The following is a 24,289-nucleotide window of genomic DNA, read 5'->3' on the forward strand; positions in this document are numbered from 1 at the left end:
GACGATCCCGGATCGGCCTGCGGCCGTCCGGGATGACGACCCTGAAGGAGACGCGCTCAGTCCGCCTTCTTGTCCCAGCCCGTCGCCTTGGTCACCAGCCAGAAGTAGGCGGGATAGGGCAGCAGCTTGAGAACCTTCAGCACGTAGGTGAAGCGCTTGGGGAAAGTGATCTCGAAGCCGCCGCGCTCGATGCCGGCGACGATGCGCTTCGCCGCGTCGTCGACCGCCATCAGCGCCGGCATCTTGAACGCGTTCTGCTTGGTCGCCGGCGTGTCTACGAACCCGGGGTTCACCACCTGGATGGCGACCCCGACCCTGTCGAGATCGAACTTCAGGCTTTCGGCGAGATTGTTCAGCGCGGCCTTGGTGGCGCCGTAGGCGGCGGAGCTGGGAAGCCCCGCGTAAGCCGTGACCGACGCCACCAGCACGATCTTGCCTCCCCGTCGCGCGGTCATCGCCGGCAGCACCGCGGCGAGGCAACCCACCGTGCCCTTCAGATTGACGTCGAAGGTCTTGTAGAAGGCGTCGGCGTCGAAGGGGACGGCCCGCACGGGGATGAACAGGCCGGCGTTCAGCACGGCGAGATCGATCATTCCGAGTTCGGCCGCAACGCGCGCCGCCAAGGGCGTCAGGCTCTTCGGATCGGACAGGTCGCCGGGAAAGGCCGCGATGCGGCCGTCGAACGTGGCGGCCTCCGCTGCGAGGCTCGCGAGTTCATCCTCCCGGCGGGCGGTGGCGGCGACCACGACGCCCGACCGGGCAAGTTCGAGAGCGACGGCGCGCCCGATGCCGGAACTCGCGCCGGTCACCCAGGCGACCGCGACGCCTTTCACTTGCCGAACAGTTTCTGCAGGACGCCCCACACGGGACCGGTCATCTTCAGCGGCGCATCGGTCACGGCGAAGCAGATGCAGTCCTCGTCACGGCTGGTCGTCGGCCGGTGCTCGACATGACCGTCGGCCAGCGAGACGTCCCCGCGGCGGTAGAGATCGCGCTCGTCGTGGAACGCCCCCCGGAGCACCAGGGTCGCTTCCGACCCGGCGTGGGTGTGCTTCGGCATCCGGCTGCCGGCCGAGATGTGGTAGAACACCGCCTCGACGCCGCCCTTGTCGTAGACCTTGCACTCCTTCAGCCCCGGCAGCTTCCGCTTCCACGGCAGCTGGTCGAGCGGCTTGCCCACAAGACGGAACAGCGGCGACGGAAGCTCCGGATCGTGCTGCGCGGGACGGCCGGTCCCATAATAGCCGCCGGCGTAGATGGCGGAGAGCACATGGTCGCGCGGCACGCGCTGCGGCAACGGCGCGTCGATGCGGTCGAGCGCTGCGCCGGCTTCCGCCTCGAGGGCCCGAACGAAGCCGCGGTTCTCATCCGACAGCATGAGATGCGCGGTGACGAGCGCATGCATGTGCGGCTCCAGCGCGCCGACCACATACCCCGCGAGCAGCGCATCGATCGGTCGGGAGGCGTCTTCCGGCGTTGGGCTGAAAGGCGAAGCCACGTGAAACGAACCTCAGTGAAGCGCTCGGGATCGGGACGGACCAGCCCACGGCGTCCAGATGGTTACGCGTGGCCTGCCCCGATGGATTATCGTTTCCCCACGCGTTTCGCCACAAGGCGTCGGAGCGGCGCGGTCTCGCTTTTCAACCCGCAGCCGCCAGACTACGGTGCCGCCCTCGATAATCTATCGAATGAGGTTGTTCATGACCATCCGCAGCGGCCTGGTCGACGCCATCGGGCGCACGCCGCTCATCCGTCTGCGCCAGGCCTCCGAGCTGACGGGCTGCACGATCCTCGGCAAGGCGGAGTTCATGAACCCCGGCCAATCGGTGAAGGACCGGGCCGCGCTCTGGATCATCGAGGACGCGGTCCGGCGGGGCGCGCTGAAGCCAGGCGGCGTCATCGTGGAGGGAACGGCGGGCAACACCGGCATCGGCCTCGCGCTGGTCGCGAACGCGCTCGGCTACCGCACCGTGATCGTGATCCCGGACACCCAGTCCGACGAGAAGAAGCAGATGCTCCGGCTCGCCGGCGCGGAGCTCGTGGAGGTGCCGGCAGTCCCCTACAAAGACCCAAACAACTACGTGAAGCTCTCCGGCCGTCTCGCAGAGGCGCTGGCGAAGACCGAACCGAACGGCGCGATCTGGGCGAACCAGTTCGACAACGTGGCGAACCGGCAGGCGCACATCGACTCGACCGGCCCCGAGATCTGGAACGATCTCGACGGCAAGGTGGACGGGTTCGTCTGCGCGGTCGGCACCGGCGGCACACTCGCCGGCACCGGCATGGCGCTGAAGGCGCGGTCGAAGAACGTCAAGATCGCCCTCGCCGACCCGCCCGGCGCCGCGCTCTACAGCTACTACACCACCGGCGAGCTGAAGGCCGAGGGCTCCTCGATCACGGAGGGCATCGGCCAGGGCCGCATCACCGCGAACCTCGAAAACGCGCCCGTTGACTTCGCCTACCAGATCCCGGACGCGGAGGCCGTGCAGATCGCCTTCGACCTGCTGGAGCACGAAGGCCTGTGCCTCGGCGGGTCGTCGGGCGTCAACGTCGCCGGCGCGATCCGGCTGGCGCGGGAGCTCGGCCCCGGCCACACCATCGTGACGATCCTCTGCGACTACGGCACCCGCTATCAATCCAAGCTGTTCAACCCGGAGTTCCTGCGCTCGAAGGAGCTGCCGGTCCCGGCCTGGCTCGAAAAGCCGGGCGCGGTCGATCTCAGGAAGGTGCTGCAGTGACCAATCCCAACCTCGTCTCCACCGAGTGGCTTAGCCAGCGCCTCGGCGATCCGACGGTCATCCCCGTCGACGGCTCGTGGTACTTGCCCGCGGTGAACCGCGACGGGCCGCGCGAGTTTCTCGACGCCCACATCCCCGGCGCCGCGTTCTTCGACATCAACGTGGTGGCGGACACGTCCACCGACCTGCCGCACATGCTCCCCGCGCCGGACGTCTTCGCCGACGCGGTGGGCAAGCTCGGGATCGGCGACGGCGCGACGATCGTCGCCTACGACGGGGCAGGCCTGTTCGCGGCTGCCCGCGTGTGGTGGACCTTTCGCGCCTTTGGCGTGAAGGAGGTCTATGTCCTCGATGGCGGCCTGCCGAAATGGAAAGCCGAGGGTCGCCCGCTCGAAAGCGGCGCCTCGACGCGAGCGCCCACGAGCTTCACGCCGCGCTTCGACCCGTCCGTGGCGAAGAGCGGAGACCAGGTGGCCGAGGGTCTCGACGCCGGCCGGTTCCAGGTGGTCGACGCCCGCCCCGCGCCCCGCTTCCGCGGCGAGGCGCCGGAGCCCCGGCCGGGCGTCGCGCTCGGCCACATTCCCGGCTCGCTGAACGTGCCGTTCGACCAGGTGGTCAAGGACGGCCGGCTGGCCGAGGAGGCGGAATTGCGCGCCGCGTTCGAGGCGGCGGGCGTCGACGTCGACGGCCCGATCGTCACCAGCTGCGGCTCAGGGGTGTCGGCTGCGATCCTGGCGCTGGCGCTGGAAGGCGTGGGCTCGAAGGCCGAGGGGATCTACGACGGGTCCTGGGCCGAATGGGGCGCCGGCGGACGGCCGGTGGCGACGGGGCCGGAAAAACAGAAAATCTAGCGCTATCGGCTTAACCCAACCCGGCAGAATCAAAAATTATTCAAGCTCCATCACCGCCTTCTGGATTTTTATACTTATGCGTAATGGGAAAGATTATTGGAAGAGAAAATTTAATCCTATTCGCCGTCTGATTTTCCCTACCTGCCGATGCGCCTAAATCGACAGCAAGTCCGGGAATCTTCAACCCAGCCGAACCTTTTTTCTCCGTTGTTGCCGTTATGGCAATATCAAAATCAATATTCCTGATCAAATCTTCATGATATTTTTCTTTTGTCCACACAGGGTTGATTAAACCTCGCCCGTCGTTCTTTCGGAGATAATCCCCAGCCTCGCGAACGCCTTGCTGAACTTGGATTATCGCCTCTTTAATAAAATCTTTGATTTCCATGTTTTGTACCCTCTCAAACCAGCCGGCTCTGCGCCAGCGCGGCCGTCACGAAGCTTGCGAACAGCGGGTGCGGCTCGAAGGGGCGGGACTTGAGCTCAGGGTGGAACTGGACGCCCACGAACCAGGGGTGGTCCTCGTACTCCACGATCTCCGGCAGCAGCCCGTCCGGCGACATGCCTGAGAACACCAGCCCGTTCGCCTCCAGCCGCTCGCGGTAGGCGGTGTTGACCTCGTAGCGATGGCGGTGGCGTTCCGAGATGTCCTCGGAGCCATAGATCTCCGCCACCTTCGAGCCGCGCTTCAGCCGGGCGTCGTAGGCGCCGAGGCGCATGGTGCCGCCGAGGTCGCCGTCGGCGCGGCGGGCCTCCAGCGCGTTGCCGCGGGTCCATTCGGTCATCAGGCCGACGAGGGGCTCGTCGGTCGGGCCGAACTCGGTGGAGTTCGCGTCCGGTATCCCCGCGAGGTTCCGCGCAGCCTCGATCACCGCCATCTGCATGCCGAAGCAGATGCCGAGGTAAGGCACCTTGCGCTCGCGCGCGAAGGTCGCCGCACGAATCTTGCCCTCCGCCCCGCGCTGGCCGAAGCCGCCGGGCACCAGGATGCCGTGGACGTGCTCGAGGAACGGCGCCGGGTCCTCGTTCTCGAAGATCTCGCTCTCGATCCAGTCCAGGTTGACCTTGACGGTGTTGGCGATGCCGCCGTGCGCCAGCGCCTCGGACAGCGACTTGTAGGCGTCCTTCAGGCCCGTGTATTTCCCGACGATGGCGATCGTCACCTCGCCCTCGGGGTTCGTGACCCTGTGGGTGACGTTGCGCCAGCGGTTGAGGTCCGGCGCCTTGACCGGCTCGATTCCGAAGGCCGCCAGCACTTCTGTGTCGAGCCCCTCACGGTGGTAGGCCTCCGGCACCGCGTAGATCGTGTCGACGTCGCGGGCCTCGATCACGGCGCTCTCGCGGACGTTGCAGAACAGGCCGAGCTTGCGGCGCTCCTCCGGCGGGATCGGCCGGTCGCAGCGGCACAGCAGAATGTCCGGCTGGATGCCGATCGAGCGCAGCTCCTTGACCGAATGCTGGGTCGGCTTGGTCTTAAGCTCGCCCGCGCTCGGGATCCACGGCAGCAGCGTGAGGTGGATGTAGATCGCGTCGCCGCGCGGGAGGTCGTTGCCGAGCTGGCGGATCGCCTCGAAGAACGGCAGGCCCTCGATGTCGCCCACCGTGCCGCCGATTTCCACCAGCACGAAGTCGAAAGCCTCGTTGCCGTCGCGGACGAAGTGCTTGATGGCGTCGGTGACGTGCGGGATCACCTGCACCGTGCCGCCGAGGTAGTCGCCGCGGCGCTCCTTGGCGATGATGTCCTGGTAGATCCGCCCCGTGGTGATGTTGTCCTTCTTGGACGCGGGAATGCCGGTGAAGCGCTCGTAGTGACCAAGATCGAGATCGGTCTCGGCGCCGTCGTCGGTGACGAAGACCTCGCCGTGCTGGGTCGGGCTCATCGTGCCGGGATCGACGTTGAGGTAGGGGTCGAGCTTGCGCAGCCGCACCGAATAGCCGCGCGCTTGCAGCAGCGAGCCGAGCGCGGCGGAGGCGAGGCCCTTGCCGAGCGAGGACACCACGCCGCCGGTGATGAAGACGTATCGGGCCATCGCTCTCTTCCGCTCGCATCCCAAAGGGCCGCGCGCGTCGCGACCCGTCAGGCCTAACCGGCCGCGTCCGATTCGGGGAGGCGGCGGGCCAGTTGTTCACACCACGAAACAACGCGTCCGCCCGCCCGGCCTTGAGGGGGTCGGGTCGATGAGCGGCCGGTCGTTGTTGTCTGGACGCTCCTGTTACATCGGGCGCCCGTCGAGGGGAAGCGTCTCGCGCACGACGGCGGGGCCGCCATGCGCGAGACGTGGTCTTTGGGTGTCAGTGCGCAAGCACCGCGAGCAGCAGGAGCGCCACGATGTTGGTGATCTTGATCATCGGGTTCACCGCGGGGCCCGCCGTGTCCTTGTAGGGATCGCCCACTGTGTCGCCGGTGACCGCGGCCTTGTGGGCGTCGGAGCCCTTGCCGCCATGGTGGCCGTCCTCGATGTACTTCTTGGCGTTGTCCCAGGCGCCGCCGCCCGAGGTCATCGACAGCGCGACGAACAGACCGGTGACGATGACGCCGAGCAGCATCGCGCCCACCGCCGAGAACGCCTCGCTCTTACCTGCGACGCCGAGCACCACGAAGTAGGCGACGATCGGCGACAGCACCGGCAGCAGCGACGGCACGATCATCTCCTTGATCGCCGCGCGGGTGAGGATGTCGACGGCGCGGCCATAGTCCGGGCGGTCGCGGCCCTCCATGATCCCGGGCTTCTCGCGGAACTGGCGCCGCACCTCTTCGACGATCGAGCCGGCGCAGCGGCCGACCGCCGTCATCCCCATCGCGCCGAACAGGAACGGCAGCATGCCGCCGAACAGAAGGCCGACGACCACGTAGGGGTTGGTCAGCGCGAAATCGAGTTTCACGCCCTCGAAGTAGGGGTACTGCGCCGCGTTCTGGATGAAGTGGTTGAGGTCGGAGGTGTAGGCCGCGAACAGCACGAGCGCGCCGAGGCCGGCCGAACCGATGGCGTAGCCCTTGGTCACCGCCTTGGTGGTGTTGCCGACCGCGTCCAGCGCGTCGGTGGCGTGGCGCACCTCCGCCGGCAGGCCCGCCATCTCCGCGATGCCGCCGGCGTTGTCGGTCACAGGCCCGAAGGCGTCGAGCGCCACCACGAAGCCCGCCAGAGCCAGCATGGCGGTGACCGCGATCGCGATGCCGAACAGCCCCGCGAGCGCGTTGGTCGAGATGATGCCGGCGATGATCACCAGCGCCGGCAGCGCCGTCGCCTCGAGCGAGATGGCGAGGCCTTGGATGACGTTGGTGCCGTGGCCGGTGACGGAGGCCGCGGCGATCGACTTCACCGGCCGGAAGTTGGTGCCGGTGTAGTACTCGGTGATGACGATGATCAGGCCCGTGATGACGAGGCCGATCACCGCGCAGAGGTAGAGGCTCCAGCCGGTGAAGCTGACGCCCGTGGTCGTGGTGTAGGGCGTCGAGAACCCGACCAGCAGGCCGGTGACGATGGCGATGCCGACGAGCGAGAAGGCCGCCGCCGCGCCGAAGCCGCGGTAGAGCGCGCCCATGATCGACTGGCTCGCCGGCAGCTTCACGAAGAAGGTGCCCGCGATCGAGGTGACGATGCAGATCGCGCAGATCGCGAGCGGATAGAGGATCAGGCTGGAGAGCGCCGCGTCGCCGGCGAAGAAGATCGCGGCGAGCACCATGGTGGCGACCACGGTCACCGCATAGGTCTCGAACAGGTCCGCCGCCATGCCGGCGCAGTCGCCGACGTTGTCGCCCACGTTGTCGGCGATGGTCGCTGGGTTGCGCGGGTCGTCCTCGGGAATGCCGGCCTCGACCTTGCCGACGAGGTCGCCGCCGACGTCCGCGCCCTTGGTGAAGATGCCGCCGCCAAGGCGGGCGAAGATCGAGATCAGCGAGGCGCCGAAGCCGAGCGCCACCAGCGCGTCGACGACGACGCGGTCCTCCAGCGTATGCCCCAGGACGCCGGTCAGCACCGCGTAGTAGCCGGCGACGCCGAGCAGCGCGAGGCCCGCGACCAGCATGCCGGTCACGGCGCCGGAGGTGAAGGCGATCTCGAGGCCCGCGGCGAGCGATTTGGAGGCCGCCTGGGCGGTGCGCACGTTGGCCCGCACGGAGACGTTCATGCCGATGAAGCCGGCCGCCGCCGATAGAACCGCGCCGATCAGGAACCCGATCGCGACTGTCACCGAGAGGAAGATCGCGACGAGCACGAAGATAACGAGCCCGACGACGCCGATGGTGGCGTATTGCCGGCGAAGATAGGCCTGCGCGCCCTCGGCGATCGCCCCCGCGATCTCCTGCATTCGCGCATTGCCGGCGTCCGCCGCCACAACGGACCGAATGGCCCAGACGCCGTAGACGACGGACAGCAAACCTAAGACGATTATCAACAAAAGCGCCATCGAAGCCGTTCCTTGGATTGCGTTTCCTCGTGAAGGCGGAACGGCGTGGACGTTCGGCGATCATGCGCCGCGCCCGCTTTTGCTTGTCGTTTTCGCGCGTCCGCTCCGCCTGACCGATCGGTCGCCGAGAAAGCTGCCAGAAGGGGGTGCCACGCGCAACGCGCCGAATCGTCGGCGGGCGTCGCGTCTCCCTCGCCTTTGTTCCCGTTGCGAAATCGCCGCAGCCCGCCGACAGTGCCGGCCAGAGTCTCAACGCGGGCGGGACGTTCCGCGGCGAACAGGGAGTGATGCGGGTGAAATTCCATGTGGTGGCGGCGACCGCGTCGCTCGGCGGCCTTTTGTTCGGCTACGACACCGGCGTGATCTCGGGCGCCCTGCCCTTCATCCGCGACCTGTTCCAGCTCTCGGAAGCCATGCAGGGCTTCGTGGTTTCGATCGCGCTGCTGGGCGCGGCCGTGGGAGCCGCGACCGCCGGCTCGCTCGCGGACGCCTACGGCCGTCGCAAGGTCATCCTCGTCGTCGCCCTGCTGTTCGTGGTCGGCGCGCTGGTCTGCGCCGCGGCGCATGAGGTCGTCACGCTGCTGATCGGCCGCGCGATCCTCGGCGTCGCAATCGGCGTCGCCTCGATGCTGACCCCGCTCTACCTCGCCGAGATGGCCCCCGCCGAGAAGCGCGGCGGCGTGGTCTCGCTGAACCAGATGTGCATCACGCTCGGGATCCTGCTGTCCTATGTCGTCGCCTACCTGCTGTCGGAGGTCGACGGCGGCTGGCGCTGGATGCTGGCGGTCGGCTGCCTGCCGGGGATCGTGCTCGGCCTCGGCATGCTGACGTTGCCCGAAAGCCCGCGCTGGCTCGCCGGCCAGGGCCGTCACGAGGCGGCGGCCGACGCGCTCTCCCGCCTGCGCGACGGCGGCGACGTGACTGCCGAGCTCAACCAGCTCCGCACCGACCTGAAGGCCCGCGACGGCCAGATCGCGCCGTGGTCCGCGCTGCTCGAGCCCCGGGTCCGCATTCCGCTGATCGTCGGCGTCGGGCTCGCGATCTTCCAGCAGGTCACCGGCATCAACACGGTGATCTATTACGCGCCGATCATCTTCGAGAAGGCTGGCATGGCCTCGACCTCCGCCGCGATCCTCGCGACCGCGGGCGTCGGCGTGGTCAACGTCATCATGACCTACGTGGCGTTGAAACTGCTCGACACGGCGGGGCGGCGGAAGCTGCTGATCGTCGGCCTCGCAGGCATGGCCGCGATGCTCGCGATCCTCACCGCCGGCTTCGCAGTCGGCACGGAAGGCGCGCTCGCCTGGATCGCGACGCTGTCGGTTGCGGCTTACGTCGGCTTCTTCGCAATCGGCCTCGGACCGGTGTTCTGGCTGCTGATTTCAGAAATTTTTCCGCTCGCCGTCCGCGGCCGCGCCATGGGCGTCGCGACGGTCGCGAACTGGGGCTCCAACCTGATCGTCAGCCAAGTGTTCCTGATGCTGATCGCGGGCCTTGGCTCGGCCGCCACGTTTGGGTTGTTCGCGGTCATGAGCGTCGGCGCGCTGTTTTTCACCATCGCTCTGGTGCCGGAGACCAAGGGCCGGACGCTGGAGGAGATCGAGGCAGGTTTCGCCGGCGACGCCGTCAAGGCATGAGCTTCGAGGGCCTCCCCCGAAGCGGCGGGGCGTCCCATATGCGCTGCAGATCTCGCTGCAAACGGTGACGCGATGACCGCACGCCTTCTGCTCATCGCCGCCGGGCTTCTAGCGCTCGGCGGCTGCGCGGCGGACCCGAAGGAGCTGGCCGCGGCCGACAGCGCCAAATGCCGGGAGTACGGCATGCGCCCAGGCACCGATGCGTTCGCCAACTGCCGGATGACGCTCGACGTGGAACGCCGACGGGCGCGCGATCGGCCGATCTACGTGCCGATCGACGGCTACGGCCCGCTGGGCGGCTACGGCCGGTTCTGACGTGTTACGCGGCGCAACGACGCTCCGCTGAGCCCGCAATCACACCGGAACACCCGTGGTCGCGTGCGGTCGTGCGGTCGGACGTCGATCAAATGAAAAAGCCCCGGCGCAAGCGCCGGGGCTTTCGAAATGGACGCTGCGACCGCCTCGTCAGCGGGCGGCGGTCGAACCTTCGTCGATGCGGGTCGCGGCGTAGGCGATGGCCTTCTGGTAGACGCTCGCCTTGTTCCACTCCGACAGCACGGCGAAGTTGGCCGAACCTTCTTCCCAGCCGCCGCCGGCGCGCCAGCCCTTCTGCTTCAGGTAGTTTCCGATCGACGCGATGGTGTCGGCCGACGAGCGCACCATGTCCGCGCGGCCGTCGCCATCGCCGTCCACCGCGTACTTGAGATAGGACGACGGCAGGAACTGCGCCTGCCCGATCTCGCCGTGCTCAGCGCCGCGCATCTCGGCCATCGTGAGGTCGCCTCGGTCGACGAGGGTCATGGCTGCGATCAGCTCGCCCTGGAACATGTCCGAGCGGCGGCAGTCATAGGCGAGCGTGGCGAGGCCGTTGAAGACGTTCTTGGTGCCCTGGATCGCACCGAAAGCGGTCTCCATGCCCCAGATCGTTGCGATGATCGGCGCCGGCACGCCGTAGCGGGCCTCGACGCGATCGAACAGCGCCTTGTTCTTCTGGATGCGCGAACGCGCCTGACTGATCAGCGAGGCGGGCGCGCGCTTGGCGATGAACTGCTCCAGCGTGAGCTTGAACGGCCGCTGCGTGCGATCGTAGGCGATCAGGCGGCGGTCATAGGCGACGCCGGCGAGCGCCGCGCTCGCGGTGCGCTGGGAAATGCCGCGCGAGACCGCTTCCGCCTGGAAGTTCTGGACCCAGGCGTCGAAGCCTGCGCCGTCGTTGCCGCCGCACTGCGCCGCAGACGCCGTCCCGACGGACAGCGCGGCGCCCAGGCTGATCAAGCCGGCGCTAAGAAGCTTCGTGGTGATGCGCATGTCGTCTCCGCCGCGTCTGATGTTTGTTCATGACGTCTACGGGACCCGACACGACGCCAACGCCGACATCAAGTCGGCTCCGGCGGCATTTTGATGGTCGAAGCTTGCGATTCAATTGCGGCGGGCGGTCATGGCCGGTCACACGTTGCGCAGCGGCAACACGTTGCCGTCAGAAATGGCTGAAACTCGCGTCTCCGAGCATGACCGGCCGGCCGTGGCGCTCCACGCTGACGCCCTCCCCTTCGACCAGCACGCCGATGTCGGTCACGCGGACTCCGGCCGCCGCCGCCTCCGACTCGAACGCCTCCGCGTCCTCCGGTTCGATCGCGACGAGAATCTCATAGTCGTCGCCGCCCGTGAGCGCCGTCGCGAAAGCGGCGGCGTCGACGCGGGTCGCCCGGAACGCCGCCGCCGACAGAGGCACCCGTCCCGCGTCGATGACGGCGCCGACCTTCGACGCCGCCGCGAGTTTGCCGACGTCGCCGACCAGCCCGTCGGAGACGTCCATCGACGCGGCGGCGTAGGTCGCGACCACGCCGGCCAGCGCGAGCCGTGGCTCCGGCAGCAGGTAGCGGTCGAGCAGCGTCTCCTTCTCGGCGCGCCGCAGGTCCCAGAGCGTCGCCACGCGCTCGTCGAGCCGCAGCTTCAGTCCGAGCGCGGCGTCTCCGATCGTGCCGGACACATAGAGCCGTTGCCCGGGAGCCGCTCCCGTCCGGCGCGGAGCCTGGCCCTCCGGGGCGTGACCGAAGGCTGTGATCGACACCATGAGGGGACCGGGCGTCCGGACCGTGTCGCCGCCGAGCAGCGACAGGCCGAACTCCTCCTGGTCGATGGCGAGGCCTTCGACGAAGCCCTCCAGCCAATCGACCTCCCAGTCATCGGGAAGCGCCAGCGTCACGAGATAGCCGGCGGGCTGCGCGCCCTTGGCGGCGAGATCGGAGAGGTTCACCCGCAGCGCCTTGCGGGCGATGGCGTCGGGCGGGTCGTCGGGGAAGAAGTGCACGCCGGCGACGATCGCGTCGACGGTCACGACCAGGTCCTTGCCGAACGCGGGCGGGATGGTGGCGGCGTCGTCCAGCAGGAGGGCGGCGCCCGGAGCGGTGGCCAGCGGCCGGAAGAACCGCGCGATCAGGCCGGCCTCGTCGGGACGTCCGCGCCGTCCGGTCACGCCAGCGCCGGCTTCGCGCCGTAGACCCGGTCGGCGCGCTGTTCGAAGGCCTCGGCGTAGCGGCGGAAGACGCGCTCGAAGGCGGCGCCGACGAGCATGGAGAGGGTGCGGCTGCGGAGTTCCCAGTCGATGAAGAACCGGACCTCGCAGCCGCCCGCTTCGAGCGGCTCGAACGACCAGCGATTCTCGAGCCGGCTGAACGGACCGTCGAGATACTCCACGAGGATCGAGCGCTTCTCCCGGTCGAGCGTCACCCGGCTGGTGAAGGTCTCCCGGAAGATCTTGTAGGCGACCGTCATGTCGGCGACGAGCACCGGCCGCTGGTCGCGCTCTTCGCGGCGGCGGATCTTCAACGCCTCGCAGAGCGGCAGGAACAGCGGATATTTCTCCACGTCCGCGACGAGATCGAACATCTCCTCGGCGGAATGTGGAACCCGGCGGGACGTGCGAAAGCTCGGCATGTGTCGTCTCAGGCCCAGATCGAAATCGCGTCGACAAGGGGGATATAGGTTGTCCGGCGGTCGTTATCGCCCGGATCGCAGCGCGTGGCCACCGTCAGTAGATCGTGCCGTTGCGGGCGAGCCACTCGTTAAACACGGCTTCGGCTTCCGGCATTTCGACGCGCTCGCACGCGATCCAGCGCTGGTCGAGCGGCCGGCCGATCTCCTCGTAGATCTTGGCGTCGTCGAAGCCGATGCGCGCGGCGTCGTGGCGGCTGTTGGCGAAGACGATCCGGTCCATGCGCGCCCATGCGACGGCCGCGAGGCACATCGGGCAGGGTTCGCACGAGGCGTACATCACGTGGCCCGTGAGCACGTGGGTGCCGAGCGCCTCCGCCGCGCGGCGGATCGCGACGACCTCGGCGTGGGCAGTCGGATCGCCGTGGGACAGGACCTGGTTCCAGCCCTCCGCCACCACGCGCCCGTCCGGCGTCGCGACGACGGCCCCGAAGGGACCGCCCTCGCCCGCCTCGCTGTGCGTCCGCGAAAGCTCCACGGCGCGCGCGAGAAGCTCGCGGTCGCTCACGGGATCAGGATCGTCGAGCCGGTGGTGGCCCGGCCTTCAAGCGCCCTGTGGGCGTCCGCCGCCTGCTCCAGCGGATAGCGCGCCCCGATGTCGATCGTCACCGCGCCGGACGCGATCACGTCGAACAGGTCCTCGGCGGTCGCAAGCAACTCGGGCCGGGTCGCCGCGTAGTGGTTCAGGCTGGCCCGCGTCGCGAAGAGCGAGCCCTTCTGAGCGAGCAGGCCGATGTTGAACGGCTCGATCGGGCCCGAGGACTGGCCGAAGCTCACCCACATGCCGCGCGGCTTGATGCAATCGAGCGAGGCCGGGAAGGTGTCCTTGCCGACGGAGTCGTAGACCACGTCGACGCCCTTCCCTCCGGTGATCTCCTTCACCTTGGCGACGAAGTCCTCGGACCGGTAGTCGATGACGTGCGCGCAGCCCTTGGTCTTTGCGAGCGCCACCTTCTCCGGCCCGCCGGCGGTGCCGATCACCGTCGCGCCGAGATGGTTCGCCCACTGGCAGGCGATCTGGCCGACGCCGCCCGCCGCCGCGTGGAAGAGGATCGTGTGCTCCGGTCCGACGCGGAACGTGCGCCGAAGCAGGTACTGCGCCGTCATGCCCTTGAGCATCGCGGCGGCGGCGGTCTCATCGGAGACGCCGGCGGGGATCTTCACCAGACGCTCCGCCGGGATCACCCGCTCCGTGGCGTAGGCCCCGAGCGGGCCGCCGGCGTAGGCGACGCGGTCGCCCGGCTGGAGGTCGGTCACCCCCTCGCCCACCGCCACCACTTCGCCCGCGCCCTCGGACCCGAGCACGAAGGGAGTCTCCTGCGGGTAAAATCCCGTGCGGTGGTAGACGTCGATGAAATTCACGCCGATCGCCGTGTGGCGGATGTGGGCGTCGCCCTTTTTCAGGGGCGGCAGTTCGACGTCCTCGAAGGTCAGCGCTTCGGGGCCGCCGGTCGCATGCACGCGGATCGCCTTCGCCATGGGACAGGGTCCTTCTCGATGTGACTCGGGTTTCGCCGCATCACATGGCGCAAACGGACCGCGAGAGAAAGCGCGCCGCGCGCAGGACGGCCGAGGAAAAGCGGCGGAGCCGATGACAGGCCCCGCCGTATACGATCAGGAGAGCGCGCTCAGTTCGAGAGCTTGGCGGCGATTTCCGCCACGTGCTTGCCCTGGAACTTCGCCCCGGCGAGCTCGTTCGGGCTCGGCTGGCGAGAGCCGTCGCCCTTGGCGAGGGTGCTCGCGCCATAGGGCGAGCCGCCGGTGATCTCGTCCATGTTCATCTGGCCGGCGAAGGAGTAGGGCAGCCCGACGACCACCATGCCGTGGTGAAGCAGGGTCGGGAGGAAGCCCAGGATCGTGCTTTCCTGGCCGCCGTGCTGGGTAGCCGACGCCGTGAACACCGAGCCGACCTTGCCGACCAGCTTGCCGGCGAACCACAGGCCGCCGGTCTGGTCGATAAAGCTGCGCATCTGCGACGCGACGGTGCCGAAGCGAGTCGGCGCGCCGAAGATGATGGCGTCGTACTCGGGGAGCTCGTCGACCGTCGCGATCGGCGCGACCTGGTCGAGCTTGAAGTGGCTGGCCTTCGCAACCTCCTCCGGCGCCGTTTCCGGCACCCGCTTCACGACCGCCTCGGCGCCGGCTTCGCGGACGCCTTCGGCGACGGCGTTCGCCATGGTCTCGATGTGGCCGTAGGTGGAGTAGTAGAGGACGAGCACTTTGGTCATCGGGATCTCGCTGGCTGGAATGAGGTCCGGCGCGACGCGCCGACGGCTTCGGCGCTAAGGTGCATCGTGCGCCCACGCCAATCAATCCATCGATGTCCGATATATGTTTTGCATGAACGCAATAAGTCGCGCAGCGCGCTGCGTTGCGCGTCTGCAAGATGCTAAGCGGGACGACGAGCCGTTTTGGAGATGCCGCCGCGATGACCGAGCCCGCCGCCGCCGTCAGATTGCTGCGCGAAGGCGCGCGGGCGACGATCCTGATCGACCGGCCCGCCAAGAAGAACGCCATCGACGAAGCGACCTGGCGGGCGTTCCCGGTGGTCGCGGCCGAGATCGCGGCCGATCCCGAGATCGCGGTGGTCGTGGTGCGCGGCGCGGGCGGCGTGTTCAGCGCGGGGGCCGACATCGGCGAGTTCGTCGCGCTCACCACCGCCGACGAGGCCCGCCGGCGCTCCTACGCCGACGCGGTGCGCGACGGCGAGGAGGCGATCGCCCGCATCGCCCAGCCGACGATCGCGGCGATCGAGGGCGTCTGCGTCGGCGGAGGATGTCAGATCGCCCTCGCCTGCGACATCCGGGTCGCGGCCGAAGGAACCCGCTTCGGGGTCACTCCCGCGCGGCTCGGCATCGTCTATCCCGTCGAAAGCACCGCGCGGCTGGTGGGCGCCGTCGGCGCCTCTGCGGCGAAGGAGCTGCTGTTCACGGCCCGGCTCATGGGCGCGGACGAAGCTCTGGCGAAGCGGCTCGTGGATCGCCTCACGGCTCCGGACGCGCTCGACGCCGCGATCGACGACCTCGTCGCCGCCATGGCCGCCGCCTCCCGCTACTCGATCGACGCCGCCAAGCGCACGGTCGACGCGATCGCCGGCGGCGCCCCCGACCACATGGCGCTGGACGCGCTGTGGCGCGGCGGCTTCTCGGGAGAAGATCTCAAGGAGGGCGCCCAGGCATTCCTGGACAAGCGGCCTCCGCGCTTTACGTGGCGGCCATGACCTCGATCGAGGCGACCGTGAGGTCCTGACGCGCCGTCGAGGTTTGACAGCGCTCCGCCGCAGGGTCCAATTCGCAGCTGCAGCAATCCACAAGAAGTCCGGAGACGTCTCCCATGACGAGCCGAATCGTAGCCGTCGATCCCTTCGATCTGGTGGTGTTCGGCGGCACCGGCGATCTTGCGCACCGAAAACTGTTTCCCGCGCTTTTCCGCCGCGACCACGACGGCCAGCTGACCGATCCGACGCGCATCGTCGGCGTGTCCCGCAAGGACCATACCGACGAGTCGTTTCGCGCCGAGGTCAAGGAGGCGCTCCAGACCTTCGTGCCCGCCGACGAGCTCGACAAGCCGACGGTGAAGCGCTTCCTCGCCCGTATCCGCTACGTCACCGTCGAAGCGGCGGGCGACGCGGGCTGGGCGGATCTGAAGACTTTGATCGCCGACGGCCTCGACCGCGTGCGGGCGTTCTACCTCGCGACCTCGCCCGACCTGTTCGACGCCATCACCCATAATCTCAAGACGCACGACCTGATCACCCAGAAGACCCGGGTCGTGCTGGAGAAGCCGCTCGGCAAGGATCTCGCGTCCGCGCAGGAGATCAACGCCGCGGTCGGCGAGGTGCTGGACGAGAGCCAGATCTACCGCATCGACCACTATCTCGGGAAAGAGACCGTCCAGAACCTCCTGGCGCTTCGCTTCGCCAACGTGCTGTTCGAGCCGGTGTGGGACTCCGCGCACGTCGACCATGTGCAGATCACCGTCGCCGAGAAGATCGGCGTCGGGTCGCGAGGCGGCTATTACGACACCTCGGGCGCGCTGCGCGACATGGTGCAGAACCACATCCTTCAGCTGCTCTGTCTCGTCGCCATGGAGCCGCCGGGAGAGCTCGACGCGGATTCGCTCCGCGACGAGAAGCTGAAGGTGCTGCGGGCGCTGAAGCCCATCGACGACGCCTCGGTGCGCTCGCTCACCGTCCGCGGCCAATACCGCACCGGCGCGATCGACGGAAAATCCGTGCCGGGCTACGTCGAGGAGTTGGGGGACGGGTCGCAGAGCCAGACCGAGACCTTCGTCGCGCTAAAGACCGAGGTGCGGACCTGGCGCTGGGCCGGCGTGCCGTTCTATCTCCGCACCGGCAAGCGCCTGCCGCAGCAGGTCTCCGAGATCGTCATCCAGTTCCGGGAGGTGCCACGATCGATCTTCGGGCCGGCCGGCGGCTTCCTCGCGCCCAACCGCCTCGTCATCCGCCTGCAGCCGGACGAGGGCGTGAAACTCTACCTGATGATCAAGGATCCCGGCCCCGGCGGCCTGCGGTTCCGCGAGGTGCCGCTGAACCTCTCCTTCGCCGACACGTTCAAGGTCCGTAACCCCGACGCCTACGAGCGGCTTCTGATGGACGTGATCCGCGGCAGCCAGGCGCTGTTCATGCGGCGCGACGAGGTGGAGGCCGCCTGGAAATGGGCGGACCCGATCCTCGAGGCCTGGTCGCGGCTCGGCCATGCGCCGTCGACCTACACCGCCGGGACGTGGGGCCCCTCCTCCGCCGTGGCGCTGATCGAGCGCGACGGCCGCACCTGGCACGAGGACCCCGACGCATGAGCGATCACCACGTCGCGATCACCGAGTACGAGACCCGCGAGGAGTTGGCGCAGGCGCTCGCCGACCGGACCGCCGACGCCCTGCGCTCCGCGATCTCGGACGGCGGCGCGGCGACGCTCGCCGTCTCCGGCGGCTCGACGCCGAAGCTCTACTTCCAGAAGCTCTCGCTGGCGGAACTCGATTGGGAGTCCGTCACCGTCACGCTGGTCGACGAGCGCTGGGTCCCCGAGAGTTCGGAGCGCTCCAACGCCCGGCTGGTGAAGCAGAACCTGCTCCAGAACGAGGCCCACGCCGCGAGCTTCGTCCCGCTCTACACCGGCGCGGCGACGCCTGAGGAGGGGATCCACGAGGTCGCCGAGCGCGTCGCCGACATGTCCGGCCCGATCACGGTCGCGATCCTCGGCATGGGCGACGACGGCCACACCGCCTCGTTCTTCCCCGGCGGCGACCGGCTGGCCTACGCCATCGACCCGACGAGCCACCTGCTGGTCTCGCCCATGCGCGCCGAAGCCGCCGGGGAGCCGCGCATCACGCTGACCTTGCCCGTGCTGCTCGCAGCCACGATGCTGGTGCTGCACGTGGAGGGCGAGGGCAAGAAGACGGTCCTGGAAACGGCCCTCGCGGGCAAGGACGCGACCGAGATGCCGATCCGCGCCGTCGTCGCCCACAGCCCGCACCCGCTGCAGATCGTGTGGGCGCCTTAAGTATCGGCCTTACGATGTCGGCTCAAATGCGATTGCTTCTGCTGGGAGCCGCGTCAGCGATCATAGCTACGGCTGGAGCGACCGTATTTCTGTTGGGTCCATCGGCTTTCCCTCACTTGCTTTACGTTGAAAGCCGATACATCGACTTGAGCGATCAGGCGCCGACGCCAGGCTACGAAGCGCTCATGCTGATTACTCTGGCCGCCATCGCGGTCGCCGCTTTGTCGTTTCTTGCATTGGCCATCCTCGCGCTGAGGAGGGCTATTGTGCGGATAGCATCAAGATCAGGGAGCCAGGCATGACCCTCGACGCCCGCATCGCAGACGTGACCGAAACGATCGTCGCCCGCTCGCGCGAGGGACGCGCGCGCTATCTCGAGGCCATCGAGGAGGCGGCGGCCAAGGGCCCTCACCGCGCGGCGCTGTCCTGCGGCAACCTCGCCCACGGCTTCGCCGGCTGCGGCGCGACCGACAAGGACGCGCTTAAGGGCCAGGTCGTGCCGAACATCGGCGTCGTCACCGCCTACAACGACATGCTGTCGGCGCATCAGCCCTACGAGCGTTTCCCCGACATCATCCGAACCGCGGCGCGCGCGGCCGGCGCGGTGGCGCAGGTGGCGGGCGGCGTGCCCGCCATGTGCGACGGCGTCACCCAAGGCCAGCCCGGCATGGAGCTGTCGCTGTTCTCCCGCGACGTCATCGCCATGTCGACCGCGGTCGCGCTCAGCCACGACATGTTCGACGCCGCGCTCTACCTCGGCATCTGCGACAAGATCGTGCCCGGCCTCGTCATCGGCGCGCTGGCCTTCGGGCACCTGCCGGCGGTGTTCGTGCCCTCCGGCCCCATGCCCTCCGGCATGACCAACGACGAGAAGGGCCGCATCCGCGGGCTCTACGCCGAGGGCAAAATCGGCCGCGCCGAGCTGCTGGAGGCCGAAAGCGCCAGCTACCACTCGCCCGGCACCTGCACCTTCTACGGCACGGCGAACTCCAACCAGATGCTCATGGAGATCATGGGCCTTCACCTGCCGGGCTCTAGCTTTGTGCCGCCGAACACCCCCCTGCGCGACGCGCTGACCACGGCGACGGTGAACCAGGCGCTCGCGATCACCCGTTCGGGCAACGGCTACGCGCCGATCGGCCAAATCCTGGACGAGAAGGCCTTCGTCAACGGCATTGTCGGTCTGAACGCCACCGGCGGCTCCACCAACCACGCGATCCACCTCGTCGCCATGGCGAAGGCGGCCGGCATCACGCTGACCTGGGACGATTTCGACCGGCTCTCGGCCGCGACGCCCCTGCTCTGCCGCATCTATCCCAACGGCTCGGCCGACGTGAACCACTTCCACGCCGCCGGGGGCATGGGCTTCCTCATCCGCGAGCTTCGCGGCGCAGGCCTGCTGCACGACGACGTGCTCACCGTCATGGGTCCGGGGCTCTCGGAATACGTCAAGGAGCCGACGCTCGTGGGCGAGGAGATCGTCTGGAAGGACATCGAGCCTCAAAGCGGCGACCTCTCGGTGCTGCGCCCGGTGGCCGAGCCGTTCCAGGCGGATGGCGGCCTGCGCCTGCTCGACGGCAACATGGGGCGCGCGGTCATCAAGGTCTCCGCAGTCGACCGCGATCGCTGGATCGTCGAGGCGCCGGCGCGGGTGTTCACGACGCAGGACGGGCTGGAGGCCGCGTTCCGCGCGGGCGAACTCGACCGCGACGTGGTGGCGGTGGTGCGCTTCCAGGGACCCAAGGCCAACGGCATGCCGGAGTTGCACCGGCTCACGCCCGCGCTCTCGGTGCTGCAGAAGCGCGGCCACAAGGTTGCGCTTGTCACCGACGGGCGCATGTCCGGCGCCTCCGGCAAGGTCCCGGCCGCGATCCACGTGACGCCGGAGGCCGCCCACGGCGGGCCGATCGGCAAGATCCGCGACGGCGACGTCATCCGCGTCGACGCCGAGACCGGCAGTCTGGAGGTTCTGGTGGACGCGGCCGAGTTCGCGGCGCGCGAGAACGCTTGGGAGGCGACCGAGCCGCAGTTCGGCATGGGGCGCAACCTGTTCGCCGCCTTCCGCGCGGCGGTGGGCCCGGCGGAACAGGGCGCGAGCGCCCTCTGAGGGCGACCTCCTTCTCGCTGCGGCAGGTTGACACAAGCGGCGGCGATCCCCATCGTCTCCTTACTCCGAGGGGCGCCCGCATGGGCTGAGACGGCGATCGCCGAACCCTTTGAACCTGATCCGGGTCATGCCGGCGAAGGAACGGGGCGCCTCTTCAAGACGCTTCCCGACGTTCGCCGGCGGTGACCCGCTTGTGAAAGCCGCACGCCATGGCCGCGCAGACGCGCGTCACCGTTCTCGGAGCCGGCGTCGCCGGTCTGACCACCGCCGTCGAGCTCGCGGAGCGCGGCGCGGACGTGACCGTGCTCGAACGCGGGGTGCGCGTGGGCGAGCGCGCCTGCTCCTGGTCCGCCGGCGGCATGCTCGCGCCCTGGTGCGAGCGGGAGAGCGCCGAGGAGGCGGTGATCGCCGGGGGCCAGGTGGCGCTCGACTGGTGGCCCGCGCATGTCGACGGCGTCGTGCGCCAAGGCACGCTAGTGGTCGCCCCTGCCCGCGACAACGCCGAACTCGCCCGCTTCGCCCGCCGCACCTCCCGCTTCGAGACGCTCGACGGCGACGGCGTCGCCGCGCTTGAGCCCGACCTCGCGGGGCGATTTCGCTCCGGCCTGTTCTTCCCCAACGAAGCCCACCTCGACCCACGCGCCGCGCTGGCGGGGCTCGAGGTCCGATTGGCGGCGCTCGGCGGCCGCATCCGCTTCGGCGTCGAGGCCGACGCCGAAGGCGCCGAAGGCGACGCCGTGGTGGACTGCCGTGGTTTTGCGGCCCGCGCCGCGTTCCCTGATCTCCGCGGCGTGCGCGGCGAGATGCTTGTCGTGCGCACCCCGGAGATCGCGTTCCAGCGGCCGGTGCGACTGCTGCATCCGCGCATCCCATTCTACGTCGTGCCCCGGGCCGACGGCCTGTTCATGCTGGGCGCGACCATGATCGAGAGCGCGGAGCGGCGCGGCCCCGTCGTGCGCTCGGTGGTCGATCTGCTGAATGCGGCCTATGCGCTGCACCCGGCGTTCGGCGAGGCTGAGATCGTCGAAACCCGAGCGGACGTGCGTCCCGCCTTCCCCAACAACCTGCCGCGCGTTGAAACCCGCGGCCGGGTCACTTACGTCAATGGTCTGTACCGACACGGCTTTCTGCTCTCGCCGGCCTGCGCCCGCGCAGCCGCGGAGGCCGTGCTGGGACCTAAGGAGATGAGCCATGAAGCTGATCGTGAACGGCGACGAGCGTGAGCTCGGCGTGCGCGATCTGGCCGAAGCGCTGCGCGCGCTCGACTACGACGACGCGATCGTCGCGACCGCCGTCAACGGCGACTTCGTGCCGGCGCGGGCGCGCGCCGCGACGGCGCTGAACGACGGCGACCGCATCGAGATCGTCTCGCCGCGGCAGGGAGGCTGAGGCCATGGAGCTCTACGGAGTCGAGATCGACTCGCGCCTGCTGCTCGGCACGGCGCAATACCCCTCGCCCGCGATCCTCGCCGACGCGGTGAGGGCCTCCGGCGCAGGGATCCTCACCGTCTCGCTGCGCCGCGAATCCGGGCGGCTGCGGGAGGGCCAGGACTTCTGGGGCCTGATCGCGGGGCTGAACGTGAAGGTTTTGCCCAACACCGCCGGCTGCCACTCGGTGAAAGAGGCGGTGACGACCGCGCAGATGGCGCGCGAGGTGTTCGGGACCAACTGGCTGAAGCTCGAGGTGATCGGCGAGGCCGACACGCTGCAGCCCGACGTGTTCGGGCTGGTCGAAGCGGCGCGTATCCTGACCGAGGACGGCTTCGAGGTGTTCCCCTACACGACGGAAGATCTCGTTGTGGCGGAACGACTTATCGAGGCCGGCTGCAAGGTCCTAATGCCCTGGGGCGCGCCGATCGGCACCGGCATGGGGCTCAACAACGTCTATGGCCTGCGGTCGCTCCGGGCGCACTTCCCCGACGTGCCGCTGGTCGTCGACGCCGGCATCGGCAAGCCCAGCCACGCCGCCGCCGCCATGGAGCTCGGCTACGACGCCGTTCTGCTGAACACCGCAGTGGCCAAGGCGGGCGACCCCGTCGCCATGGCCGGAGCGTTCAAACTCGCGGTCGAGGCCGGCCGGACGGCCTACCTCGCCGACCCGATCGAGCCGCGCGACATGGCGGCGCCCTCCACGCCCGTTTTCGGCCGCGCGAGCCTCGCATGACCCGTCGCCTCGACCCGTTCTACCCCGTCGTGGACAGCGCCGCCTGGGTGCGGCGCATGACCGAGGCGGGCGCGAAGCTCGTGCAGCTGCGTGTGAAGGACAAGCCGGAAGCCGTTCTTCGCGCTGAGATTTCGGACTCGCTTGCAACCTGCTCCGCGGTGGGCGCCGACCTCGTCGTCAACGACTATTGGGAGATCGCGATCGACCTCGGCGCGTCCTTCCTGCACCTCGGCCAGGAGGATCTTGACGACGCCGACCTCAAGGCGATCAAAGCGGCCGGGATCAGGCTCGGCGTCTCGACGCACACGCCGGACGAGCTCGACCGCGCGCTGTCCGTGGACCCGCACCACATCGCTCTCGGGCCGATCTGGCCCACCATCCTGAAGAAAATGCCCTTTGCGCCCCAGGGACTTGCGCGCATCGGCGAATGGAAGCGCAAGATCGGCGACCGTCCGCTGGTGGCGATCGGCGGGCTGACTCCGGACCGCGCCGCGCAGTGCCTTGCGGCCGGCGCGGACGTGGTGGCGGTGGTGAACGACGTCGTCGGCGCGGCGGACCCCGAAGCGCGCGCCCGCGAGTGGATCGAGCTGACCCGGACTGCGGCCTGACGCGGGCATGGCCCGGCTTTGCCCGGGCGCGCTGGTTAACTTAGCCGAGCAGGCGGTTAACGCGGGGCGACCTTCGGGTTAACCCCGGGGCACTCGACGCGAATGGTCGTCGTGGCGGCCCGCTCGCTTCCCTGTCACCCCATGCCGCCGTCGTTCGCCGCCGACAGGTCCTCGACCGAGGTCGCGCCGGGCGCCGGGTCCGGCTTCGGTTCGTCCTCCCCGGGCTTCCGCCGGAAGCCGGCGACCTCCGAGGCGTCGGGCGCGTCGACGTCCTGGGCGTCGTCCGGGCCCGCCTTCGCGCCCGGCTTCACCGCCGGCTGACGGGCGGCCTCGGCCTCGGAGAGGCCGGTCGCGGCGCTGGCGTCGTCGGGCTTGGGATTGTGCGTCATGGAACCTGTCTCCGGTCGGTCGCCTCTTGAAGGAAGCGCCGCCGGAGGGCGAAGGTTCCAGCCGGACCCTCAGTGCAGGATCTGGCTGAGGAACAGCCGCGTGCGCTCATGCTGCGGGTTGGCGAAGAAGGCGTTGGGCTCGTTCATCTCGATGATCTGGCCCGCGTCCATGAAGATCACGCGGTTTGCGACCTGCCGGGCGAAGCCCATCTCGTGGGTGACGCAGAGCATGGTCATGCCGTCGTTGGCGAGGCCGACCATGGTGTCGAGCACCTCCTTCACCATCTCGGGGTCCAGCGCCGAGGTCGGCTCGTCGAACAGCATGATTTTCGGCTGCATGCACAGCGCGCGGGCGATCGCGACGCGCTGCTGCTGGCCGCCGGAGAGCTGACCCGGATACTTCTTAGCCTGCTCCGGGATGCGCACCCGCTTGAGGAAGTGCATCGCGAGCTCCTCGGCGTCCTTCTTCGGCATCTTGCGCACCCAGATCGGCGCGAGGGTGCAGTTCTCGAGGATGGTGAGGTGCGGGAAAAGGTTGAAGTGCTGGAAGCACATCCCGACCTCGCGACGGATCTCGTCGATCTTCTTGAGGTCGTTGGTGAGCTCGGTGCCCTCGACGATGATCTGGCCTTTCTGGTGCTCCTCCAGCCGGTTGATGCAGCGGATCATCGTGGACTTGCCCGATCCGGACGGGCCGCAGATCACGATGCGCTCGCCGCGCTTCACCTTGAGGTTGATGTCCTTCAGCACGTTGAAGTCGCCGTACCATTTGGACATGCCGATGATCTCGACGGCGGTCTCGTTCGAGATCTGCGGCTTCTGGGCCGCGGGAAGTTCGGAAGCGTCGACGACGGACTCGGCCATGGGCGTGG

The 24,289-nt window shown here is 68.7% G+C and carries 25 protein-coding genes and 1 riboswitch; of the genes, 12 read left to right on the top strand and 13 right to left on the bottom strand.

The window, feature by feature from the left end:
- Positions 1-56: 56 nt before the first annotated feature.
- Both K244_RS0107130 and K244_RS0107135 read right to left on the bottom strand, forming a co-directional pair.
- The gene (locus K244_RS0107130) at positions 57-833 is read right to left on the bottom strand and encodes an SDR family NAD(P)-dependent oxidoreductase (protein WP_020185564.1); all 777 of its coding nucleotides are present in this window, start codon (positions 831-833) and stop codon (positions 57-59) included.
- Positions 830-1,498, bottom strand: a complete 669-nt coding sequence (locus tag K244_RS0107135; protein WP_020185565.1) for a ChrR family anti-sigma-E factor — start codon at positions 1,496-1,498, stop codon at positions 830-832. The genes K244_RS0107130 and K244_RS0107135 overlap by 4 nt, the downstream gene beginning before the upstream one ends.
- A gap of 202 nt (positions 1,499-1,700) precedes the next feature.
- Here K244_RS0107135 and K244_RS0107140 point away from each other — a divergent pair, with 202 nt between their 5' ends.
- Together K244_RS0107140 and sseA are read left to right on the top strand one after the other, a co-directional pair.
- A complete protein-coding gene (locus K244_RS0107140) occupies positions 1,701-2,738 on the top strand; it encodes a cysteine synthase A (protein WP_024816365.1) in 1,038 nt (345 codons plus the stop codon).
- Positions 2,735-3,589 (top strand): 3-mercaptopyruvate sulfurtransferase, encoded by an 855-nt coding sequence (gene sseA / locus K244_RS0107145; protein WP_020185567.1) that lies wholly within the window; start codon positions 2,735-2,737, stop codon positions 3,587-3,589. Before K244_RS0107140 ends, sseA begins: the two co-directional genes overlap by 4 nt.
- A gap of 40 nt (positions 3,590-3,629) precedes the next feature.
- Here sseA and K244_RS23530 read toward each other — a convergent pair whose 3' ends face one another.
- The 3 genes from K244_RS23530 to K244_RS0107155 all read right to left on the bottom strand — a co-directional run bounded on the left by K244_RS23530 (position 3,630) and on the right by K244_RS0107155 (position 7,996).
- A complete protein-coding gene (locus tag K244_RS23530) occupies positions 3,630-3,977 on the bottom strand; it encodes a trypco2 family protein (protein ID WP_155931629.1) in 348 nt (115 codons plus the stop codon).
- A 13-nt stretch (positions 3,978-3,990) separates the two neighbouring features.
- A complete protein-coding gene (locus K244_RS0107150; RefSeq protein WP_020185568.1) occupies positions 3,991-5,619 on the bottom strand; it encodes a CTP synthase in 1,629 nt (542 codons plus the stop codon).
- A 262-nt stretch (positions 5,620-5,881) separates the two neighbouring features.
- On the bottom strand, positions 5,882-7,996 hold the full coding sequence (locus K244_RS0107155) for a sodium-translocating pyrophosphatase (protein ID WP_024816366.1): 2,115 nt from the start codon (positions 7,994-7,996) through the stop codon (positions 5,882-5,884).
- Positions 7,997-8,283: 287 nt separating this feature from the next.
- Between K244_RS0107155 and K244_RS0107160 the strand changes: the two genes are divergently transcribed.
- Positions 8,284-9,633: a sugar porter family MFS transporter gene (locus K244_RS0107160; protein WP_020185570.1), complete on the top strand. Its 1,350-nt coding sequence runs from the start codon at positions 8,284-8,286 to the stop codon at positions 9,631-9,633.
- A 72-nt stretch (positions 9,634-9,705) separates the two neighbouring features.
- Positions 9,706-9,948, top strand: a complete 243-nt coding sequence (locus tag K244_RS0107165) for a hypothetical protein (RefSeq protein ID WP_020185571.1) — start codon at positions 9,706-9,708, stop codon at positions 9,946-9,948.
- 150 nt (positions 9,949-10,098) lie between these two features.
- Here the strand turns inward: K244_RS0107165 and K244_RS0107170 are convergent, their stop codons facing one another.
- From K244_RS0107170 to wrbA, 6 genes are all read right to left on the bottom strand, one after another.
- The gene (locus K244_RS0107170; RefSeq protein WP_020185572.1) at positions 10,099-10,941 is read right to left on the bottom strand and encodes a lytic murein transglycosylase; all 843 of its coding nucleotides are present in this window, start codon (positions 10,939-10,941) and stop codon (positions 10,099-10,101) included.
- A gap of 169 nt (positions 10,942-11,110) precedes the next feature.
- Complete coding sequence (thiL, locus tag K244_RS0107175; RefSeq protein WP_020185573.1) at positions 11,111-12,109, bottom strand: thiamine-phosphate kinase; 999 nt, start codon at positions 12,107-12,109, stop codon at positions 11,111-11,113.
- The gene (locus K244_RS0107180) at positions 12,106-12,570 is read right to left on the bottom strand and encodes a type II toxin-antitoxin system RatA family toxin (RefSeq protein ID WP_024816368.1); all 465 of its coding nucleotides are present in this window, start codon (positions 12,568-12,570) and stop codon (positions 12,106-12,108) included. The genes thiL and K244_RS0107180 overlap by 4 nt, the downstream gene beginning before the upstream one ends.
- A gap of 94 nt (positions 12,571-12,664) precedes the next feature.
- Positions 12,665-13,135 (bottom strand): nucleoside deaminase, encoded by a 471-nt coding sequence (locus K244_RS0107185; RefSeq protein ID WP_020185575.1) that lies wholly within the window; start codon positions 13,133-13,135, stop codon positions 12,665-12,667.
- Complete coding sequence (locus K244_RS0107190; RefSeq protein ID WP_020185576.1) at positions 13,132-14,106, bottom strand: quinone oxidoreductase; 975 nt, start codon at positions 14,104-14,106, stop codon at positions 13,132-13,134. The genes K244_RS0107185 and K244_RS0107190 overlap by 4 nt, the downstream gene beginning before the upstream one ends.
- A 149-nt stretch (positions 14,107-14,255) precedes the next feature.
- On the bottom strand, positions 14,256-14,855 hold the full coding sequence (gene wrbA / locus K244_RS0107195) for an NAD(P)H:quinone oxidoreductase (protein WP_020185577.1): 600 nt from the start codon (positions 14,853-14,855) through the stop codon (positions 14,256-14,258).
- 200 nt (positions 14,856-15,055) lie between these two features.
- Between wrbA and K244_RS0107200 the strand changes: the two genes are divergently transcribed.
- The 8 genes from K244_RS0107200 to K244_RS0107235 all read left to right on the top strand — a co-directional run bounded on the left by K244_RS0107200 (position 15,056) and on the right by K244_RS0107235 (position 23,028).
- Positions 15,056-15,847, top strand: coding sequence for an enoyl-CoA hydratase-related protein (locus K244_RS0107200; protein WP_020185578.1), 792 nt, complete (start codon positions 15,056-15,058; stop codon positions 15,845-15,847).
- 113 nt (positions 15,848-15,960) lie between these two features.
- The gene (gene zwf / locus K244_RS0107205; RefSeq protein WP_020185579.1) at positions 15,961-17,445 is read left to right on the top strand and encodes a glucose-6-phosphate dehydrogenase; all 1,485 of its coding nucleotides are present in this window, start codon (positions 15,961-15,963) and stop codon (positions 17,443-17,445) included.
- Entirely contained in the window at positions 17,442-18,149 is a 708-nt protein-coding gene (gene pgl, locus K244_RS0107210; protein WP_020185580.1) for a 6-phosphogluconolactonase, read from the top strand. Before zwf ends, pgl begins: the two co-directional genes overlap by 4 nt.
- A gap of 298 nt (positions 18,150-18,447) precedes the next feature.
- Complete coding sequence (gene edd / locus K244_RS0107215) at positions 18,448-20,256, top strand: phosphogluconate dehydratase (protein ID WP_020185581.1); 1,809 nt, start codon at positions 18,448-18,450, stop codon at positions 20,254-20,256.
- Positions 20,257-20,314: 58 nt separating this feature from the next.
- Positions 20,315-20,415, top strand: a riboswitch (TPP riboswitch).
- A 50-nt stretch (positions 20,416-20,465) separates the two neighbouring features.
- Positions 20,466-21,479 (top strand): glycine oxidase ThiO, encoded by a 1,014-nt coding sequence (thiO, locus tag K244_RS0107220; protein WP_020185582.1) that lies wholly within the window; start codon positions 20,466-20,468, stop codon positions 21,477-21,479.
- The gene (gene thiS / locus K244_RS0107225; RefSeq protein ID WP_020185583.1) at positions 21,448-21,645 is read left to right on the top strand and encodes a sulfur carrier protein ThiS; all 198 of its coding nucleotides are present in this window, start codon (positions 21,448-21,450) and stop codon (positions 21,643-21,645) included. The genes thiO and thiS overlap by 32 nt, the downstream gene beginning before the upstream one ends.
- A gap of 4 nt (positions 21,646-21,649) precedes the next feature.
- Complete coding sequence (locus K244_RS0107230) at positions 21,650-22,420, top strand: thiazole synthase (RefSeq protein WP_020185584.1); 771 nt, start codon at positions 21,650-21,652, stop codon at positions 22,418-22,420.
- Positions 22,417-23,028, top strand: a complete 612-nt coding sequence (locus tag K244_RS0107235) for a thiamine phosphate synthase (RefSeq protein WP_020185585.1) — start codon at positions 22,417-22,419, stop codon at positions 23,026-23,028. The genes K244_RS0107230 and K244_RS0107235 overlap by 4 nt, the downstream gene beginning before the upstream one ends.
- Before the next feature lie 134 nt (positions 23,029-23,162).
- Here the strand turns inward: K244_RS0107235 and K244_RS0107240 are convergent, their stop codons facing one another.
- Together K244_RS0107240 and K244_RS0107245 are read right to left on the bottom strand one after the other, a co-directional pair.
- A complete protein-coding gene (locus tag K244_RS0107240; protein ID WP_020185586.1) occupies positions 23,163-23,417 on the bottom strand; it encodes a hypothetical protein in 255 nt (84 codons plus the stop codon).
- 69 nt (positions 23,418-23,486) lie between these two features.
- Complete coding sequence (locus tag K244_RS0107245) at positions 23,487-24,281, bottom strand: amino acid ABC transporter ATP-binding protein (protein WP_020185587.1); 795 nt, start codon at positions 24,279-24,281, stop codon at positions 23,487-23,489.
- Positions 24,282-24,289 lie beyond the last annotated feature (8 nt).

Origin of the sequence: Methylopila sp. 73B (genome assembly GCF_000526315.1) — a bacterium.
GTDB lineage: Bacteria > Pseudomonadota > Alphaproteobacteria > Rhizobiales > Methylopilaceae > Methylopila.

What these genes read in the sequence shown, in the direction of transcription:
- K244_RS0107140 (WP_024816365.1), top strand. Translation starts at nt 1,701, where the DNA reads ATGACCATCCGCAGCGGCCTGGTCGACGCCATCGGGCGCACGCCGCTC.
- K244_RS23530 (WP_155931629.1), bottom strand. Translation starts at nt 3,977, where the DNA reads ATGGAAATCAAAGATTTTATTAAAGAGGCGATAATCCAAGTTCAGCAA.
- K244_RS0107150 (WP_020185568.1), bottom strand. Translation starts at nt 5,619, where the DNA reads ATGGCCCGATACGTCTTCATCACCGGCGGCGTGGTGTCCTCGCTCGGC.
- K244_RS0107155 (WP_024816366.1), bottom strand. Translation starts at nt 7,996, where the DNA reads ATGGCGCTTTTGTTGATAATCGTCTTAGGTTTGCTGTCCGTCGTCTAC.
- K244_RS0107160 (WP_020185570.1), top strand. Translation starts at nt 8,284, where the DNA reads ATGCGGGTGAAATTCCATGTGGTGGCGGCGACCGCGTCGCTCGGCGGC.
- K244_RS0107165 (WP_020185571.1), top strand. Translation starts at nt 9,706, where the DNA reads ATGACCGCACGCCTTCTGCTCATCGCCGCCGGGCTTCTAGCGCTCGGC.
- K244_RS0107170 (WP_020185572.1), bottom strand. Translation starts at nt 10,941, where the DNA reads ATGCGCATCACCACGAAGCTTCTTAGCGCCGGCTTGATCAGCCTGGGC.
- K244_RS0107180 (WP_024816368.1), bottom strand. Translation starts at nt 12,570, where the DNA reads ATGCCGAGCTTTCGCACGTCCCGCCGGGTTCCACATTCCGCCGAGGAG.
- K244_RS0107190 (WP_020185576.1), bottom strand. Translation starts at nt 14,106, where the DNA reads ATGGCGAAGGCGATCCGCGTGCATGCGACCGGCGGCCCCGAAGCGCTG.
- wrbA (WP_020185577.1), bottom strand. Translation starts at nt 14,855, where the DNA reads ATGACCAAAGTGCTCGTCCTCTACTACTCCACCTACGGCCACATCGAG.
- K244_RS0107200 (WP_020185578.1), top strand. Translation starts at nt 15,056, where the DNA reads ATGACCGAGCCCGCCGCCGCCGTCAGATTGCTGCGCGAAGGCGCGCGG.
- zwf (WP_020185579.1), top strand. Translation starts at nt 15,961, where the DNA reads ATGACGAGCCGAATCGTAGCCGTCGATCCCTTCGATCTGGTGGTGTTC.
- pgl (WP_020185580.1), top strand. Translation starts at nt 17,442, where the DNA reads ATGAGCGATCACCACGTCGCGATCACCGAGTACGAGACCCGCGAGGAG.
- edd (WP_020185581.1), top strand. Translation starts at nt 18,448, where the DNA reads ATGACCCTCGACGCCCGCATCGCAGACGTGACCGAAACGATCGTCGCC.
- thiO (WP_020185582.1), top strand. Translation starts at nt 20,466, where the DNA reads ATGGCCGCGCAGACGCGCGTCACCGTTCTCGGAGCCGGCGTCGCCGGT.
- thiS (WP_020185583.1), top strand. Translation starts at nt 21,448, where the DNA reads ATGAAGCTGATCGTGAACGGCGACGAGCGTGAGCTCGGCGTGCGCGAT.
- K244_RS0107230 (WP_020185584.1), top strand. Translation starts at nt 21,650, where the DNA reads ATGGAGCTCTACGGAGTCGAGATCGACTCGCGCCTGCTGCTCGGCACG.
- K244_RS0107235 (WP_020185585.1), top strand. Translation starts at nt 22,417, where the DNA reads ATGACCCGTCGCCTCGACCCGTTCTACCCCGTCGTGGACAGCGCCGCC.
- K244_RS0107240 (WP_020185586.1), bottom strand. Translation starts at nt 23,417, where the DNA reads ATGACGCACAATCCCAAGCCCGACGACGCCAGCGCCGCGACCGGCCTC.
- K244_RS0107245 (WP_020185587.1), bottom strand. Translation starts at nt 24,281, where the DNA reads ATGGCCGAGTCCGTCGTCGACGCTTCCGAACTTCCCGCGGCCCAGAAG.